Source organism: Streptomyces javensis (assembly GCF_039525925.1).
GTDB classification, from domain to species: domain Bacteria; phylum Actinomycetota; class Actinomycetes; order Streptomycetales; family Streptomycetaceae; genus Streptomyces; species Streptomyces asiaticus.
The window spans coordinates 30,128-47,010 of the sequence record NZ_BAAAIF010000031.1 but is presented as its reverse complement, the minus strand read 5'-3'; the positions used below and the strand labels follow the sequence as shown (position 1 = coordinate 47,010).

The following is a 16,883-nucleotide window of genomic DNA, read 5'->3' as shown; positions in this document are numbered from 1 at the left end:
ATCGGGTAGGCGTGCCCCTCTTTCCCCTCGCCTACGTCAATGGAGGACACGATGAGCGACATTCTGCCCGCCTGGACGCCATCACCGACTGGCTGGCGGTGCACGCGCCCGCCTCGCACGCCACCTTACGGCCGGGCGCTGCCGTCGCGGATGTTTGATCCGCCGAGGACGCATTGGGAATGGGCCTGCCCGTCGACCTGGTGACGCTGCTGATGGTGTGCGACGGAACGGTCGATGCTTCAGCCCTTGACCGAGACCCCGACGAGTACGACCCGGGCTTGTTCCTCGCCCAGCATCATCTGCTACCGATTGACGAAATCGCGCAAGTCCGGGGCCGCGGAGGGAAAACCGACCCATTCTGGGGCTTATGGGTTCCGTTCGCCGTCACCGACTACCCCCTCTCCCCGTGGGGCGGCCTGGCAATCGACGTCGAAGGCCGCCTCGCCACCTTCAACCAGGACGGCGGTGAGCCGCCGTCGGCACCGCTCACCTCCCCTGGGTACGGATCCCTCAGTGAGTTCCTGGACATTGTTGCTGAAGCCCTCACGCAAGGCACTGGCCCGCTGATGGCCGAGGCCATACCCGGGTTTCACCGGGGCGCACTGGTATGGGGGCCGTTGCCGGGCGAGGGCACTCCATGGACGTCGGTGCACCCGGAGGACGGCTCCACAGCCTGAGGGCCGCGCAATACGATCACGGGGCAGACCGGGGAGCAAATAGCGAGCGATTGTCAGCCATCCGTGTCCAGCGATGACGCGCAGCGGGCCCCTGGTGCCGATCACCGCCGCAGGGCCGATGTGCCGTTGGTCCACACGCAGATTGATTGGAAGACGGCACCGAAGCTGACGGCGAAGTAGCCGCCGCGGTTGCGGATGATGACCTGATCGACTTGGCATGCTCGCCCAAGTCGATCAGGTAGTTGCTTGCCTGCGGACGTCCGGTCACGATGCTAGCTTCCAGGCAACTCGGGACGCAGAAGCCGAAAAAGGTAGACTCCTTTACTTGGCTGATTGCACGTCAACGTGACTTGGGAGAACGGACCGGAGCACGCCGCTCGGCTTCGACGCACTGGGGGTCAAGGGGTCGCAGGTTCAAATCCCGTCGTCCCGACCAGCGTTTCCGCAGGTCGGAGACCGTTTCCGCAGAGATGCGGGGGCGGCCTTTTCCGTGTTTTCCGGCGTGGTGGTCGCATGGTGGTCGCACACACACGCCTTGAGGCGTGGAAGCGCTGGGTGAACTGGCGGCCGGGGCGGCGAAGTAGGGCAACGTGAGGCGCGCCCGGGGCCTGTTCGAGTGGTCGCGGCGTGGTCGCAGCCAGGCGGGCCAGCGGGGGTGGCGGTCGGCAGTGAGGCCGACTTCGGTCAGCGCGGCGTCGATAGCGTACACGGCGGCGTGGGCGGCTTGCTGAGTGAGGTGGCTGTAGAGGTTCGCGGTGGTGGAGAGCGTGGTGTGCCGCAGGGTTTTGGAGACGATGGTGAGCGGGATGCCCGCGGTGATGGAGAGGGCGGCGGCGAGGTGCCGCAGGTCGTGCAGGGTGATGCGGGGGGCTCCGGCTTCTTTGGCGCGTCGGGGGAAGCGGTCCAGGACGGTCTGAGGCCGTAGCGGGCGTCCGTCGGGTCGGCAGAAGACCTGTCCGGTGAAGGGATCCGAGGAGCGGTCAGACAGTACTGAATCCGGGGCTTCGGCTGCGCGGCGTGTGAGCGCGGTTGCCACGCGCGGGGAGATGGCGACCCAGTTCTTGCTGCTGCGGGTCTTGGGTGAGGTGATGACCAGGCGGGCGTTGTTGATGGCGGAGAGGGTGTAACGGACGTAGAGTATCCCTTCGTTGAGGTGCACGTCGTGCCAGTGGAGGGCGAGTGCTTCTCCTTTGCGCATGCCAGTGCCGATCATGAGTTCGCACAGGTCGGCGATGAGTGGGTCGGTGTGGTGGCCGTAGTGCAGGAAGCGGGTTGCTTCCTCGGCTGTCCAGATGCGGCGCTCGGCGGTGGGTGGTCGGGGCAGGATGGCGGGGCGTGCGGGGTTGTGGGTGAGGCGGTGCTGGCGGACAGCGTCGCCCAGGGCGCTGGAGAGGGTGGCCAGGCACCGGTAGACGGTCACTTGGCCGCGGCCTGCGGCCAACTGGGTGTGAACGAATCCGGCGATGTGGCGGTGGCCGAGCTCGTCCAGCTTGAGCGCGCCCAGGGCGGGGGGATCAGGTCGCCGGTGACGTAGTCGCGATAGGGGCCAGCGTGGTCGGCTTGAGTACGTGCGCCTTCGTCGCCAGCCAGGTCGTGAGGTAGTCGGCGACGGTCTGGTTCGGGTCGCCGTTGAACCCGCCGGCCTCGCCCTCGAGGATCCGTTGCGGCGCGGCCTGGGCGGCGTTTTGGGTGGGGAAGCCGCCGCGGCGGATGGTCGTACGGCGGTGGTCGGGGGAGGGAGGTCGACGGCGAAGGTCCAGCTGCCGTGGTCACCGTCGGTTGCCAGTTGCGGGCAGCCGGTTCCGATCTGCTGGCGGTGTGCGTCGCGGCATCCGCAGCGCCGGTAGACCCGGCCACGGTGGGTGACGGAGCGCATGGTGATCGCCTCCTGGGGTAGTGCGATGTGCCGACGATCCCAGTCTCCGTCGACGGGCACACCACGCGATCACCTCAGGCTCCATAGGCCTCTGAGCTGAGTGTTCCCCTTGTCGTGGCCACAAGTGCGGGGCGATGGCAGTCGGTGTTTCGGTGATCGATTTTGCTGCTCACAAATAGTGTGCCAAGCAGGGCACGCAGTCTGGCGACGTCGAGCGAGTCCTCCTAGGGTCACGTTGTGGAGTGGGCGACTTTGACCAGTGCTGCTGCGGGTGCTGTCATAGCGACGGCATCGGGCGCGTTCTTCGATCGCCATCGGTGGCGGCGGGAGCGCAGAGCCCATCTCTTGGAGGTTCGCCGAACGCTGTACGGCGAGTATCTGACCAGCTTATCGAAGGCGCGCAACGCGTTTCGCCTCCTCGCTCGAGACCATGAGCTTGGGTCGCTGGAGCGGGAGCGAGCGGCGCGGGAAAGGTTCGCATCGTGCTACGAACTGCGCTACCAGATGACGATCACCGCGTCAGCGCCCGTGGTCGAGGCATCTGAGGAGACCTTCCGGCGGCTTCGGGACGTGCGGGACCTCGCCGCGGCTGGTGTGCTCGCGGGCGATGAGGCTTACTCGGGAGGCCGGGGCGCATACGAGGGGGCGCTCACTCGGCTACGCCTGGCCATGCGAGCCGAACTTGGGTCAGATCAGTAGTCGACTGGCAGTGGTCTGGCCGCCGGGCGCATGACGCACGAGTATTGAGGCGGGGTGATGTTGTGTCTCGTCGTCCGTGGGTGCGCCGGAACATCGCTGAACAGCGGCTATGGGTGTGGATGCCGTATCAGGAAGGTTCCAAGCGGCGCTGGATTCTGGAAGAGCTGGGGGAACGGATACGCCCGGAGTGGAACAACGCGATGACGCCGGGGCGGTGGGAGATCGCCCGTCCTCACCTGCGCACAATCGTCTCCGCGCTCGCGGAACGCTTCGGTGAGGTGGACGTATACCTGCAGTTCTCCGCCACCGAACGGTGCGACACGCGCTGCCGGGATGCCGCCGGGGACGACTGCACATGCTCCTGTATGGGGGAGAACCACGGCGGAGCCGCGTACTGGCGAAACTGGATGCTCGTAGGAGAAACGACGCTGGTCGACGTTGCCCGGAAAGAGCGGCACTTGCTTGTGCGGAGTCGTTCATGACGTCGAACATCTCGCACATTCCGGGCCAGACTTCGACCATGGCGGGAAGTCGACATCGTGCACCGCATGCTCGGACTCATCAGCCACGCTGCCAACCCACGGCGCCTGGGCCTGTCTGACCGCTCTGAACCGCCCCGGTTCGAGCGACCGCGGCCGACGAGTGGGTTCGGTGCAGACCTCCGACCAGGGCGGACGACATTCTCGGCAAGCGCAAGGTTGCGATCCCAGCGCAGGACCGTGTCGGGGCGGACCAGGAGCAGAAGGTGCCGCAGTCTGTCTTTGGGGAGGTGGTGGAGCAGGCTGACGAGGATGGCGCGGTCTATGTCGGTGAAGGTCGGCTTGCCGACCTGGCGTTGCAGGACCAGCAGTTGGTGCCGGAGTATGAGGATCTCGACGTCCTTTTCTCTGTCACTCATCGGCAGGAGGCGTAGGGACACCAGGGCGTTCGTCGTGGCGAGGTAGGTCAGGCGCAGCAGCACGACAGCTCATGATGCCGCTGGGACCCTGAACAGGTGAAGGCACCTGGGGTGAACGTCGAGGAGAACCGAAGGTCCGTGATCAGTCTGCCGACCTGCGTGGATGATTTACCGGCACCCGCAGAGTGGTTCGTTGTGATGGTCGATCTGTTTCGATGGGTGACGTCCGTTCTGACGGTGTGAGGCTGGTCAAGCCGTGTGGAAGAGCGTGGTGGTGGGCGGTGCCTGTTAGCCGTCCTGGGCGATCAGGAAGTCGCGCAGGTCGGAGAGCGTCTGGGTCGTGCCGTCCACCGTCAACGACCAGAAGGTCCACCCATCCACTTGGTCGTCGCCGGTCGCCATCCGTGCCGCGGACGTGGGCGTGGCCAAGGGCCGCTGGAAGCACATGATGGTGCCATCCGCCAGCAGGATTGCTCTGGCCGGCCCCCGTTTCCCCCGGCCTGTCAGCGCGATCCCGCCTGCGGAGAATGCCTCGGGAGGCAAGGCGGCCACCAGGGACCGCAGGTCAATGCGATGGTCTGTCGCCGTGGCCTTAGGGGGCTCGGTTCCGTCGCTCACGTGTTCGGCGACGTTGCCCCCTGTCCCTCCCTCAAGGGGTGCGTCGTCTCCCGAGCGGTCGTGGGCGAGGAGGGCCAGGCGTTCGGCCGCAGCGGCCGCCGCGCTCCATTCGGCGGTCGTCCGGGTCAGGTCGTCGAGCTCGGTGCGGGCGTACAGCGCCGCGCCGGCGTGCCCTCCGCTGGCGAGGTGTAGCTGGACGAGTCCGTTCACCCTGCCGATCAGGGTAGATCTGCTCTCGATAAGTAGGTCGGAGTTGAGCGCGAGCATGCGTATGGTCTCGTCCACCCGGCAAAGGTCTCGTGTCAGTTCGTCTTTGGAGTACGGCCGCTCGGGACGCCGCCGAGCATGGCCCTGCCTGTCGAATCCCATGAGTTCGGCATCCTCGGCCACCACGGGATCGAGCAAAACCGGTAGCTCGCCATCTAGGCTCCCGCCCTCTGATGCGCGTTGCCCAAGCAGGGGGAAGCGCGCTCCCTTGCCAGGTCCGGCGCTTTGATTGCCGTAACGGGCACCACCGCTGTTGCAGTGGTGGCAGGAGAGACGGTAGTTGGCAGGGTCGTAAGCGAGCCACCAGTACCCGCGGCGCTCCGTCTCACCCACGACGACGGACTTCGGCCGGTAGTGGTCTACGTGGTAGGGCGAGCGGACGAACCTGGTCTCGCAGTACCAGCATTTCTCCCCGATAAGGGCGATCAGCCGGTCGCGGATCGCGTCCTCCCGCCACATCTCGCGGAAGGAGAGCTCCTTGTCCGCGTCCTTCGCGTCCTTGTGGAGCTTCGCGAGTTCCTTAGTGGCCCGGTCCGCCCACTTCTGCGGCGCGGTGAGTCCGCTGTTGTCCACGTGGCGCACCGGGATCAGACCCCCCGGGAGAAGCGCTCGTCGAAGAGGATGCGTGCGGTCGCTTCGAGCTCCTCGCCCGTCATAGTCCCGTTCCGGGCTCGTTCGACGAGTTCCGTGCGCCGACGGTGCAGTTCCGCTAGGAAGGAAGAGAGCACCTTATCGCGGCGCCATGTGGCGAAGCCCAGTCCGTCGAGCTGGTCGGTGACCTCCTGGAGTTCCTGGCGCGCCTCGGGATCGTCCTCGGCCACCGGTATGAGGCGGTACTGGGTGTCGATCAGGTCCTGGGTGTGTTCATCTAGTTGGCTTCGGAGGCGGAATAGGTCCGAGGTGAGCAGCCCGCCGGCCCCCTGGCCGCGCGGGGCGGTGTCCGGGACGAGCGCTGTTGTCCGTCCGTCGGCGTCCGTGTCGATTAACCGGATCTGCTCTCGCAGCATGTTCGAGACGAGGAGGGGCTCGTGGGTGGCGGCGACGAATTGCGAGCGCTGTCCATCGCCGAGCATGCTCTGGACAGACGAATACCAGCGCCGACTCCACTCGGGGTGGAAGTGCGCGTCGGGTTCGTCGAGGAGGAAGAGCGACTCCTGGCCTCGCTGCAGCCGCAGCAGACCGAGGACGGTGAGGATCTGCTGTTCTCCGGAGCTCAGTTGGTCCGCCTGGACGACGGCGCCATCCGCCTTGCGGACGCGCACGTCGACCGTCAGGTAGCCGGCCATCTGAAGGGTGGACAGGAGCCCAAACATCGACAGGTCGCTGTCGAAGAGGTTGCGGAAGGCGAGCACGTCCTCGAGGCTGCTCATGGTGAGGGCGAACCCGTCGTCGGGGGTGCCCGCGCTGTACAGCGGGTCCGATTCCGGCACCGGTCCGAAACGGCCTGATGCTGCCGCCTCGGTGAACAGTGCGCGCGGCGGCCCGCCCAGCCCCCAGTACGGCAGGGCTGACAGCTCTTCCCCCACTGACGCGGGGGCACGCAGGTGCAGCGTGGCGGACACCACCCCGTCCACCCTGGCCTGCTCCTTAAGGTAGTCGCCGAAAACGTCCGCCCACTGGGCGGCCAGGGAGAGCAGGACCAAGGGGAGCCAGTCGGGCGTGCACAGGAATCCCGGGGCGTACAGCGGGCACGTGATCGGCAGCTCCAGCTGCTCCGACCACACCCCCTCCTCGTTCTCGGGCCGGTCCTGCCAGGCAAACCAGGACTCGGTCCACTGCTCGCGCCACGTCGCTAGTTCCGCCTCGGCGAAGTGCACGTGGCGCTCGAACTCGGAGCCCCGCGGGACCCGGCCGTGCACCTGATACCCGAAGACGTGGTCGGGAAGGCGGCGGAGCCAGTCGTGACGCGGTGTCTCGTCGCGCGACCCGGTGGCGTCTGTCACCCACATGACCGGATCTGCCTCGGCGGACGGCTGCACGATCTCGACGGTCGTGTTGCGGAGCCGGTAGCGCACCTCGTATCCGAAGTCCGTACGGCCCGAATGGCCTAAGGCGCAGCGGTAGAGAGCCCCGAAGAGCTCCGCGAGCGCGTGCAGGATCCGGGACTTCCCGCCTCCGTTGGGACCGATCAGTACGGCAATGGCCTGCCCCTTGTCGATGGCGCTCTCCAGGTCGAGGGCGAAGTCCCGCAGGCCGCGGTAGTCGGGCAGCCTCAGCTGCAGTAGCTGCATCGGATCCCCCTCAGCCGGACCGGAACGTACGAGCATCGCGAGGCGGCGTGAGTTCCTGCGCAAGCCTGGCGAACCTTCGCCAGGTGTCCTCCAGCCGCTCGGAGATCTGCTGGGCGATCAGGTGCGGCTCTGAAACCTCTCCCGGCTCCTCCTCGCGCAGATCGGCGTATAGGTCGAAGTTGGCTCCGGGCGTACCGAGGAGCGCATCGACGGAGTAGGGCTTGAACGCCGGTGACGCGGTGCGGGTCTCGGGCGGGTGCCCGGGCCGGTAGGCGGCGACGAACGCGTCGAGACTGGAGCCCGGGGAATCGGCGACGGCCGTGTGTCCGGTCCGCGCGTCGTAGACCCAGAGGTGGTGGGTGGCCGGCGATCCGTCGGGGCGGGCCGCGGCCTTTTCGAAGAACAGGACGTTGAGCTTTACCCCTGAGAAGCCTGCAGAGAACCCGATGGGGAGGCGGAGCAGGGTGTGCACGTCGCACTGTTTCAGCAACTGTCTCCGTACCCGTTCCCCGGCGCCCTTCATGAAGAGGACGCCGTCCGGTACGACGACAGCGGCCCGTCCGCCGATCTCCAGCAGGGTGTAGACGTGCTGGATGAAGTTGAGCTGCTGGTGGCTGGTGGCCTCCCAGAAGTCCGGCCGGACGAGGGCGAGGTCCTCGGCGCCATCGAGGTTGGACGCGCCAGTGGACGAGGTCACTGAGCGTCGCTGCCCCACGGGCGGATCAGTGAGGACGAGTGTGGCTCGGCGGCGGGGGCTTACCGCGAGGGAGTCCCGCACCTCGATGGCCGCCCGGTTGCCGTCGAGGCGTTCGACGCCGTGCAAGAACAGGTTCATGGTAGCGAGGCGCGTCGTCGCATCCACCAGCTCCGTCCCCCGGATCGCGCCGTGGGCCAGCTGCTCCCGCTGGGCGGGCGGGACACCCGGCGGGAGGTACCGGGCAATGTGCTCGAAGGACCGCACCAGAAATCCTCCGGTGCCTGCGGCCGGGTCCACGATCGTGTCCTCGACGGTCGGACGGCAGCACGCGACGATGGCGTCGATCAGCTCCCGGTGGGTGAAGTACTGGCCTGCGGCGGTCCGGTGGTCTTGAGCGCACCGGGTGAGGAACGCGTCGAAGACCGGGGCGCGCCACTCCGGCCGCTCGTCCCACCACGGGAGTCCCTCCTTGACCTGTTGAATCAGGTTTTGGAGGTGCAGCGGGCGGCGCAGGCGGTTCTGGGCCTTGTGGAAGATGCGGCCGACTACGCCGCCGCGCTCGCCAAGCTCCGCCAGCAGGGCGCCATAGTGCTGGATCAGTTCCGTGCCCTCGTGCAGCGCGAGCTCGTCCCAAGCGTCGCGCCCCAGGACGTCGACGCGGTTGAGGGGCCGACGCCGCAACTCCTGCGCCGTCTTGAGGAAGAGCAGGTATGTCACCTGCTCTCCGTACTCCAAGGCTGTTAGGCCGTCGTCGGTCAGTGGCGGGAAGGAGGACCAAAGGTGCTCGGCCTTGCGCTCCACCTCAGGTCGGTTGACAGGCCGTCGGGCGGACGTCGTCGGCGGCACGGTCACTGCTCCCTTGAGTCGTACGTCGTTCTCGCTAGTCGGCGCTGCGCCGCGGGGCAGCCTGCCCGCGAGGGCCTGGTCCCGGCAGCCGTCGCGCAGCCGGTCCGCCATTGCCAAGGCTTCCTCGGCCGAGGCCGTAACGGAGGTGAGTCCGCTGTTCCACGCCTCCACGGAGGTGAGGAGCGTGCCTTGTTCGGCGAGTGGAGGCACGGGTACGGGGGTCTGCCGCAGCTGGTCGAGGCCGAGGGAGGTTAGGCCGGCTGTGCTCCGTGCGGCGCCCCGAAGCCAGCTTTGGCCGGGCCCGTTCGCGTACAGGGCGAGCAGCCGGGGGTGCAGGGCGTCCCCGGTCATACGGACCCGTGCCACGTGGTGGTTCGGTACGTACGTGCGATGTGAGGAGCCCTGTTCCCACACCCGGGCGAAGCCGAGGCTGTCGGGCTGTCCGCTCAGCACAAAAAGGACGTCACCGGGGCTCAACCGGGTCGCCTCCGCTCTACGGGCGTCCAGCCGCACCGTCGGTATCCGCTCGTGTGCCCAGCGCTCGCCCCGGAGCTCGGCCGGGCGCAGGGAGCCCACCTCGACCTCGTGCGGGTCGTCGGCACGCCGGCTGTTCGCCACGGGACCGCGTACAACTTCGGCCAGCTCGCCGAGGGTGACCCATCGCCATCCCTCGGGGACGGCGGGCAGGGGAGCGCGGTGGGCGCCTGCGGAAGGCTCCGGGTCCGCGTGCGGCCCGTTCGTGGTGCGGCCGAGGACGCCCCGGTCGATCACGAGAGCGCGGAGGTCTTCCACCCGCCGCAGGATGTCGCGGACGGCGGCTTCCTCCTCGTCGACCCGGGCGAACCAGAAGGCGAGAGAGGTCTTGATCCGCTCCTGCTCTGACCGTGGGGGCAGCGGCAGCCGAACCCGTTCCAGATCCCGTGCCGCGATGTGCCCTATGCCGGCGCCCTGACGTACGGACGACTCGATCTGGCGCCGTACGGCACGGGACGCCCACGCCAACACCAGGTACTCGGGATCGATCAGCCGCTCGTCGATCCTCACCCGCACCATGGTGCCGGGGTACGTCGTGGGCCCGGTGGTCTCGCGGACCAGGGCGGCCCGCCCGATCCGCGCCCCCGGTCCGCCATTGCGGCTCATCAGGATGTCGCCCGGCCGGATCAGATGGTCGGCCGCTTCCGCTGCCGACGCCCACGGACCTTCTCGGGACTCGGCGAGGTCGGCCGTCGCCGACCGCAGCGCGGGCAGGCGCAGGACGGGCACCCCTCCCGGGACGGCCTGACCGGACCGGCCCGCCGCCAGCGGCTCGCGCAACAGCTCGCCCAGCGGAACCTCGGTCCAGCCGGACGGCAGTCCCGCCCTCACGCCAGCACACTCCGCAGCTCGTCCAGCAGGCGGGCCGCACCCTGCTCGCCGAAGGCGCGCAGGAAGCCCGACGTGCCGCCCCTGAGGGTGAAGGGAACGGCGTCGAGAGATGCGGTGGCGAAGTGTCCACCGGCCGCCGTGCCGTCCGCGATGTGCTCCATCCACCAGACCTGGTCGGAGTCGAAGGACCGTCCCCCGCGCTCCTGGTGGTCGATCCACGCGTCGAGCCGTCCGAAGACCTGGTCGCGGTAGGGGCGCGGGCGCGGCTCCAGGCCCGCTTCGTGCCGGACGAGGGCAAGGAGGTCCACGGGCCCCTTCGGTGTCCGCGGCCGACGGGGATCCGACACAGTGACACCGGCGCGTTCGTAGGCGCTCCAGATCCGCTCCGCTGTCAGGCTATGCGGCGGTCGCGCCAGAGACTCGGCCCATGAGCGAAGCATCCGGACGTCCCCCTCAGTCAGGGCCCTTGTTCCGGTGATCAGCTCCCGCGCCGGGCCGTTGCCCGCCCGGAGGAAGGACCGCCAATGCTCCATGACCTCGGCGTCGTCGACCGTTGCGGCAGCGGCCGGTGCCTCGTACGCGTCCTTCTCTCGCCCCCGCTTCCTCATTGTGGAAAATTGACCAGCATGGTGCCGTGTGACGTCGACCGGATCCACGACCACGCAGTGGGTTTTGGCCGACGCGCCGGGGGTGACCGCCTGCAGTTCCGCCGGCGCGATAGGGCGCGTCCCGACAGCAAGCATCTGGAAGTACCGATTTGAGGACTTGACGTCCTGCAGGAACAAGAGGCATTCGACGGGGGCGATGTCCGCACCGGTGAGCGGGCCCACCACGACGATAACCCGCAGTTCGACTGTGTTACGGAACCGCGAGAGCCACAGGTGCGGTGACCCGCCGTTGAGTCTCACCTTCTGGCAAAAGCCAGGCCCCTGCCCGAACACCGTGCACAGCGCTTCGACCACCTCGTCTGCATGCCGGTCGTCGGCCGCGTAGACCACGGTCTTGGGCAGCGCCACATCCTCGGAACCGAGCCACTCCCGCTCGGGGAACATCGACGGCAACCCCTCTTTGAACGCCGTGAGCACGCCGTGGAGCGCTTGGCCGCTCACCACGGAGCGACGGTGACCGAGGGTCTCCTTCGCGTCGAGGTCCAACTCCTCCAGGGTGTCGGCCGCCCACTCCGGTCGCGTGGCGAGGCCGCCAATGCGGTAGATGGTGATGTCCACGGCTCGGCCGTCGGCGACGGCGTCCGCGAAGGTGTAGGAGCTGACCAGATTGCCCTGGAAGACCTTCAGCACCTGGTCCGTCGGGGTAGCCGTCAGGCCGAGCACCGGCGCGTCGAAGTAATCGAACAGCGCGCGCCATCGGGAGGAGACGGACCGGTGACAGTCGTCGGCGATAATGAGGTCGAAGAACTCGGGGGGTAGTTCGGGGCGGTAGCGGACTCCGGACGCCGGTTTACCCCCGGACAGGACGTTGTGAAGCCGCTGCACGGTGCTCACAACGACCTCCTGGGATGGCACGACGTCCGAGCTCAGCCGTTCTACCCGATACGACTCGGTGAACTTCCGGCCGTCTTCGCCAGGACCCGAGTACGCCGCGAAGGTCGCCAGTGCCTGCTTTTCGAGGTCCACCCGGTCAACTAGGAAGAGAATTCGGCGTGCCCGGGCGTGCCGCAGCAGGCGGTAGGCCACGGTGACGGCCGTGACCGCTCGGCCGCCCCCCACAGCGATCTGGACAATGGCCCGGCGCTCGCCACGGCGCAGCGAGCTCTCGAACGCCCGCACCGCGTCGTACTGCCACGACCGTAGAACACTCTGGGCATAGCCATCATCATCGAGGTCCGGAAGACGGCGGCGCACGCGGCCCCGAAACGTCGGCGCCTGGGGATCGGCCACGGCCTCCCGCAGCCAGCGGGCCACGGTATCCGGCTGGTGGAAGCTGAAGATCTCCCGGAAGCGCGGCTCGGGGTCATCCCCGTTCCGAAACAGCACCCGGACGCCGTCGGTAGCGTAGGTGTAGGGCATCCGCTGCTCCGCGGACGCCGTCGACGGGGTGCCAGCCTCACCGGGTCGGGCCAGCGCAGCCCGCAGATCCTTGCCGCGGGGCCGCACCTCAACGGTGCCCACCGGCTGGCCGTCGACGCGGAGCACGTAGTCTCGTCCCGCTGCCTGGTCCGGTTGCGCCGCGCCCCGCACCGCAACCCCTCGCACCAGTAGCTCGTGCGACGCGTCAGAATCATCCCGTACGGCCCATCCTGCCTCGGTCAGCAGATCCGCGACGCGCCACTCCGCCTCCAGGAGGGCTGAACGTGCCTTCAGGGGCGCGTGGGTGGCCGTCTCAGTGGGCGCACGCCGGTCGAAGGACCGCCGCAGCACGGGGGCGTACTCGTCGAGCAGGGCAACCCGGGTGGCCAAGCCAGTCACTTGCTCCCGCACGGGGATCTGCCGGTGCGGTGAGCCTACCGGGGCGTCCTCCCATTCGGCCGGCGGGACGAAGGAGAGCGCGTCACGCACTCCGGTCCGCAGCCGGAAGTACCAGACGCCCAGGTCGAAGCAGCGGCGTACGAGACGTCGGGCACGGGACCGGTCGTCCGGTCCGGCCTCGCCGTCTGGTGTGAGGTCGCCGGAGCGGCGCAGTTCGGCCAGCACGCGGTGCACCGGGCCGTCGCTGGAATCCGGACCGAGCAGCCGGACGGACTCCGCGGTCAGGACCTCCGCGAACTGCCGGGCCTGGGCGAGGGACCGTTTCGGGCGGTCGTGCGCGTCGGCCTCAGCACCCGCGCCGTACACCAGTAGGAGGGGTTCCAGCGGCAGCAGAAAGCCGAAGTTCGCGGAAGCGGCGGCCAGCTCCGCCAGGGCTTCCTCAACAGCCACCTGGTGCACTCGCCCACGTTCCCTTCACTCTTCGTTAGCATCACCGGCGACCGTGGCACGGCGTCGAACAGGCACCCCAAATCTATCGCTTCAGGTCGGGCCTCGGGGCCCGACCTGAAGGGACTGAGGTTCCCCCGAGACGCGGAGGATGGTGATAGAGGGTCAGAGGGTCCTCATGATGGGAACATCGGCAAACGGCATTTCCTGCCAGCTCTCAGGCGCCAACAGGACCAAAGCCCACGCCTGGACCAGGTGCCAGAAGCCACCCCAAATACAGTGGAGCACAGGCGCGACTGTTGGCCGCGGCTTCCGCTCAAGCCACCGCAGGGGCTCAGCTGGTGTACTGTCCACCGACACATCACTGGTGGCGTGGGAGTTGGGGGCTTCGGTGATCGGGTTGAAGATCCCGGAGATCTACTGGGACGACAAGAAGGCTGTGAGCCTGCTGGGTGAGTACTTCACCCGACGACGCTCATGCGGTGATCTGTTTTATTCCGGCGCGTGCTTCGAGCGCCTGGGCGGGGGCGGGGACGCCGAGTACGTCGCGTACTGCTTCGACAGCAACGACCTGGTGGCCATCACCACGCTCAGTGTTTCCCTGGAGCCGCATGGCGCGATCAACTTGCTGACCGACCCAGACGGGCACTGGGCGCGCCTGCTGTCGGTCATCCCTTGTGACGCACGTTTGGAGGATCCCCGAAGCGATGCGCTCATAGTGGAAGGCGGACCGGCCTGGGAATTATGGGAACGCCTGGCCGGCACCAAGCAGTACCCCGGCAAGCCCGACGGCAGCGGCCCGGTTGTCGCAGGCAAATTGCTGGCCCGCAAGCGTCCCCACCTCATCCCCATCTACGACATCCGCATCAAGCAGCTCTTTGAACGACCGAAGACAGACCATTCCTTCTGGGCAGCGCTGGCTGCGGCCCTGCGGGCGGACAACGGCGCCCTCTACGATCAGTTGGTCCATCTCCGCGACAAGGCGGGGATCGGTGAGGACATCGGCATCCTGCGTGTGTTCGACGTCATCGCCTGGATGCATCAAGGACGGCAGGGGCAGGTCCCGACGAGCTGAGCTCTCGAGAGGAGTGCAGCGGGGAGGCGTAGGCGGAGGTCACGAGCTGACAGTCTGATCGACTGCCCCCCAAATTCGATGTGGCTCCGATGACGCATCATGTGGAGTGCGTCGAAACCGCGAGCCCACGACCAAGGGTGTTCGAACGCCACTTCCACTGTGCCCTTGCCGGAAACTTCATCCGTGCAGGTCAAGCCGCATTCCGGTATTCGTGGAGGATGCCGCCGAGGCGATCGTGTCGACGTATGTTGAGGCGGGCTAATGTGTCCGGGTCGTCGATCGGCGGGGGCAAAGGGCTGTAGCGGTCTGGCGTTGGCGATGCCCTGGTGTGGTCGGTGTCCGTTGTAGAAGCGCTCGAACTCGCGCAGGGCGTGGAGGAGGTGTCGCTGGTTCCAGATCAACGTCCGGTCCAGGAGCTCGCGGCGACAGGTTATCCAGCGCTCCGTGATCAAGTTCATTCGTGGCATCTGGATGCCGCTGAGCACGACGTCGATCCCCGCGTCCTTGAGGACGGCGTCGAAGAGGGCGGGGAACTTCCCGTCCCGGTCCCGGATCATGAACCGTGCGCGGCAGCCGAGGCCTTCGAGGTCCATGACGAGGTTCTTCGCCGCTTGTGCTACCCAGGATGCGCGGTGGCGCCCAGGATGCGGATCCCGCGACTGCCGTGTTGGACCACCACGAGCACGTACATCCGTACCCCCGACAGGGTGACTGTTTCCATGACGGCGCAGGCCAGCCCAGCAGGGCATCAGCCTGGCTGCGAAGGAAGGTGGCCCAGGTACTGGAGTTCCGCTCGGGCGCCGGGTCGATGTCCGCCTCCTTCAAGATCTCCCAGACGGTGGACGCGCTCACCCTCACCCCGAGCACGAGCAATTCGCCGTGCAGGCGTCGGTGCCCCCAGCTCGGGTTCTCCTTCGCCAGCCGTAACACCAGGATGCGGTGGAGCGCACGGTGCGTGGTTGTCCCAGGTGTTTGGGCCGGCAGGAGGCGGCATGGCGGCGTGCGACGGGGTCGCGGTGCCAACGCAGCACCGTGTCGGGACGTGAGAGCAGCCGCAGTCTTCGCAGGACGTGCAGTGGCAGCCGGTGCAGCAGCGCCGCCAGGAACGCCCGATCGCTGGGCGTGAACCGGATCTTTTCCTCGCCGAGTTGGCGTTCCAGCACGGTGATCTGGTGGCGCAGGGCAAGGATAGGATCTCCGCGTCCTTGTCCCGGTCGGTCATCGGCAGCAGGCGCAGCATCGCGAACGCGTTCGTTACACCCAGGTAAACCAGTCGCAGCAGCACGATCGATCATCATGACGCTCTGATGGCAACTGTGCGAGAGCGCCAGCTCTAGCTACCGCGGCCAAGATTTCGGGACACCCGAAGAACTGCCCCCACCAGGGCGGATGAGATTCCGGCAGGCGCAGTGCCTCACTGGAACTCAGGAGGGCAGGGGGTGTGAGCTGCTTCCGGCAGGGTGCGGGTGATCCGGTCGCGCATCGGGCGTAGCTCCTGGCCTTGGGAGGTGTCGGGAATCTGTTTTTTGCGTCTGGGGACGAGCAGTAGGAGGTGGTCCCCGGTGGTGTATGCCTCGGCGGGGTCCGCGACGGCGGGGTCGGCGAGGTCGAATCGTGCAGTGGCGGGCCCTGTGCTGGGCTTGAACCACTGGTCCACGGACACGGTCACGTGTACCCGGCCCTGGCCGGCCGGGCGTACCGCGGTCAGGTTGCCTTCTACTACGGCGGTCGCGCAGGCGAGCGCTTCTGGGAAGGTCTGTCCTCGGCCTGTGGTGTCGGCATCCTTTCCAGAGCCGTCGTCGGCGGTGACCGTCACTGTCACGACGATGGCGGCGACGCAGGCGGCTGCCGCTGCGGCGAGTGCCGCGCGGGTACGTCGCTGTTTGCGCGGGGTGTGGATCGCAGTCGGCGGGTCCGTGGGCGCCGCGGTGGGGCCCGGGCGCCCTGCCTCTTCCCCGATCACTGCGAACGCCCGTCGCAGTCGAATCTCCTCAGTCTCGGTCGGTTCGGTCACCGTGGATCACCTCCGTCTCGCGCAGCCGGGTGCGCAGTGCGGCCACGGCCGTGTGCAGGCGGCTTTTGACCGTGCCTTCGGGGACGCCGAGCAGCGTTGCGATGTCACGTACCGGGAGATCGGCGTAGTAGCGCAATGTCAGTATCTGACGCTGGTGAGGGGGCAGGGAGCCGAGTCCGTCCGCCACCGCGAGGGCCGTTGTGCGGTCTTCTTCGGTGTGTTGCGCGACGGGTTGCTGCGTCCAGCGGGCGGCGAGCCGGGCACGCAGCCCGTCGTCGCGCGCGCCGGCCCGGTGCCAGTCCGCGGCGACGCGGGAGGCGACGACGCTGCTCCACGCGGAGGTGTCGCGGACCGCCGCGCGGGCCGGATCGGCGCGTTGTTCCAGCAGCTTCAGCCGTACCTCGTGCACCCCGTCATCGAGGTCGCCCCACGGCACGCCCCCCAAGGCCAGGATCGCGCGCACACGTGAGACGTCCACGTCGGTCCTGTCGGGCGTGCGGGCGTCGGGTGTGTTTCTGTCGGGTCTGCGGGGGTCAGCGGCGTCGGCGCGGCGCCCGATACGGCGTAACGTGCGGCGGCGTCCGGTCATGGGTTCCCTCCCTGTCCCTCCTAGGACGGAGGAGCACCGGGAAACGTTCGGCTCTGCTGGGCGATGAGCGGCTTTCCGGGAGAGCAGGTCCCTTTTCGGGGTTTCGGGGATGCTCTGCCCCGCGTCTGCTACCGCCACGCGGCTGGTCGGCTGTGCAC

General features: G+C 67.8%; 11 protein-coding genes and 1 pseudogene. 4 read left to right on the top strand and 8 right to left on the bottom strand.

Annotated features, from left to right (window positions below; translation table 11 throughout):
- Positions 1-179 precede the first annotated feature (179 nt).
- Complete coding sequence (locus ABD329_RS25780; RefSeq protein ID WP_198275316.1) at positions 180-677, top strand: hypothetical protein; 498 nt, start codon at positions 180-182, stop codon at positions 675-677.
- Positions 678-1,017: 340 nt separating this feature from the next.
- Here ABD329_RS25780 and ABD329_RS25775 read toward each other — a convergent pair whose 3' ends face one another.
- Entirely contained in the window at positions 1,018-2,097 is a 1,080-nt protein-coding gene (locus tag ABD329_RS25775) for a site-specific integrase (RefSeq protein WP_344316966.1), read from the bottom strand.
- 1,235 nt (positions 2,098-3,332) lie between these two features.
- On the opposite strand from ABD329_RS25775, the gene ABD329_RS25770 reads away from it, so the two are divergent.
- Complete coding sequence (locus ABD329_RS25770) at positions 3,333-3,734, top strand: hypothetical protein (RefSeq protein WP_309142603.1); 402 nt, start codon at positions 3,333-3,335, stop codon at positions 3,732-3,734.
- A 263-nt stretch (positions 3,735-3,997) separates the two neighbouring features.
- On the top strand, positions 3,998-4,165 hold the full coding sequence (locus ABD329_RS25765; RefSeq protein ID WP_198275262.1) for a hypothetical protein: 168 nt from the start codon (positions 3,998-4,000) through the stop codon (positions 4,163-4,165).
- 273 nt (positions 4,166-4,438) lie between these two features.
- Here ABD329_RS25765 and ABD329_RS25760 read toward each other — a convergent pair whose 3' ends face one another.
- The 4 genes from ABD329_RS25760 to ABD329_RS25745 are packed head-to-tail and all read right to left on the bottom strand — an operon-like array spanning position 4,439 to position 12,966.
- Positions 4,439-5,608: an HNH endonuclease gene (locus tag ABD329_RS25760; RefSeq protein ID WP_198275261.1), complete on the bottom strand. Its 1,170-nt coding sequence runs from the start codon at positions 5,606-5,608 to the stop codon at positions 4,439-4,441.
- A gap of 14 nt (positions 5,609-5,622) precedes the next feature.
- Positions 5,623-7,266: an AAA family ATPase gene (locus ABD329_RS25755; RefSeq protein WP_198275260.1), complete on the bottom strand. Its 1,644-nt coding sequence runs from the start codon at positions 7,264-7,266 to the stop codon at positions 5,623-5,625.
- 10 nt (positions 7,267-7,276) lie between these two features.
- Positions 7,277-10,174: an N-6 DNA methylase gene (locus tag ABD329_RS25750; RefSeq protein WP_198275259.1), complete on the bottom strand. Its 2,898-nt coding sequence runs from the start codon at positions 10,172-10,174 to the stop codon at positions 7,277-7,279.
- Positions 10,171-12,966 carry a DEAD/DEAH box helicase family protein gene (locus ABD329_RS25745; RefSeq protein ID WP_344316964.1) on the bottom strand — a complete coding sequence of 932 codons (2,796 nt, stop codon included), beginning with the start codon at positions 12,964-12,966 and terminating at the stop codon, positions 10,171-10,173. The genes ABD329_RS25750 and ABD329_RS25745 overlap by 4 nt, the downstream gene beginning before the upstream one ends.
- Positions 12,967-13,414: 448 nt before the next feature.
- Here ABD329_RS25745 and ABD329_RS25740 point away from each other — a divergent pair, with 448 nt between their 5' ends.
- Positions 13,415-14,122 carry a DUF6308 family protein gene (locus tag ABD329_RS25740; RefSeq protein ID WP_309142602.1) on the top strand — a complete coding sequence of 236 codons (708 nt, stop codon included), beginning with the start codon at positions 13,415-13,417 and terminating at the stop codon, positions 14,120-14,122.
- Positions 14,123-14,312: 190 nt separating this feature from the next.
- Here the strand turns inward: ABD329_RS25740 and ABD329_RS25735 are convergent.
- The 3 genes and pseudogenes from ABD329_RS25735 to ABD329_RS25725 all read right to left on the bottom strand — a co-directional run bounded on the left by ABD329_RS25735 (position 14,313) and on the right by ABD329_RS25725 (position 16,725).
- A pseudogene (locus ABD329_RS25735) lies at positions 14,313-15,407 on the bottom strand (transposase family protein).
- A gap of 129 nt (positions 15,408-15,536) precedes the next feature.
- The gene (locus ABD329_RS25730) at positions 15,537-16,136 is read right to left on the bottom strand and encodes a hypothetical protein (protein WP_198275257.1); all 600 of its coding nucleotides are present in this window, start codon (positions 16,134-16,136) and stop codon (positions 15,537-15,539) included.
- Positions 16,114-16,725 carry an RNA polymerase sigma factor gene (locus ABD329_RS25725; RefSeq protein WP_198275256.1) on the bottom strand — a complete coding sequence of 204 codons (612 nt, stop codon included), beginning with the start codon at positions 16,723-16,725 and terminating at the stop codon, positions 16,114-16,116. Before ABD329_RS25725 ends, ABD329_RS25730 begins: the two co-directional genes overlap by 23 nt.
- Between the last annotated feature and the right edge of the window lie 158 nt (positions 16,726-16,883).

Excerpts from the sequence above, each read along its gene's own strand:
- ABD329_RS25780 (WP_198275316.1), top strand. The coding sequence starts at position 180 with ATGGGCCTGCCCGTCGACCTGGTGACGCTGCTGATGGTGTGCGACGGA.
- ABD329_RS25755 (WP_198275260.1), bottom strand. The coding sequence starts at position 7,266 with ATGCAGCTACTGCAGCTGAGGCTGCCCGACTACCGCGGCCTGCGGGAC.
- ABD329_RS25725 (WP_198275256.1), bottom strand. The coding sequence starts at position 16,725 with ATGACCGGACGCCGCCGCACGTTACGCCGTATCGGGCGCCGCGCCGAC.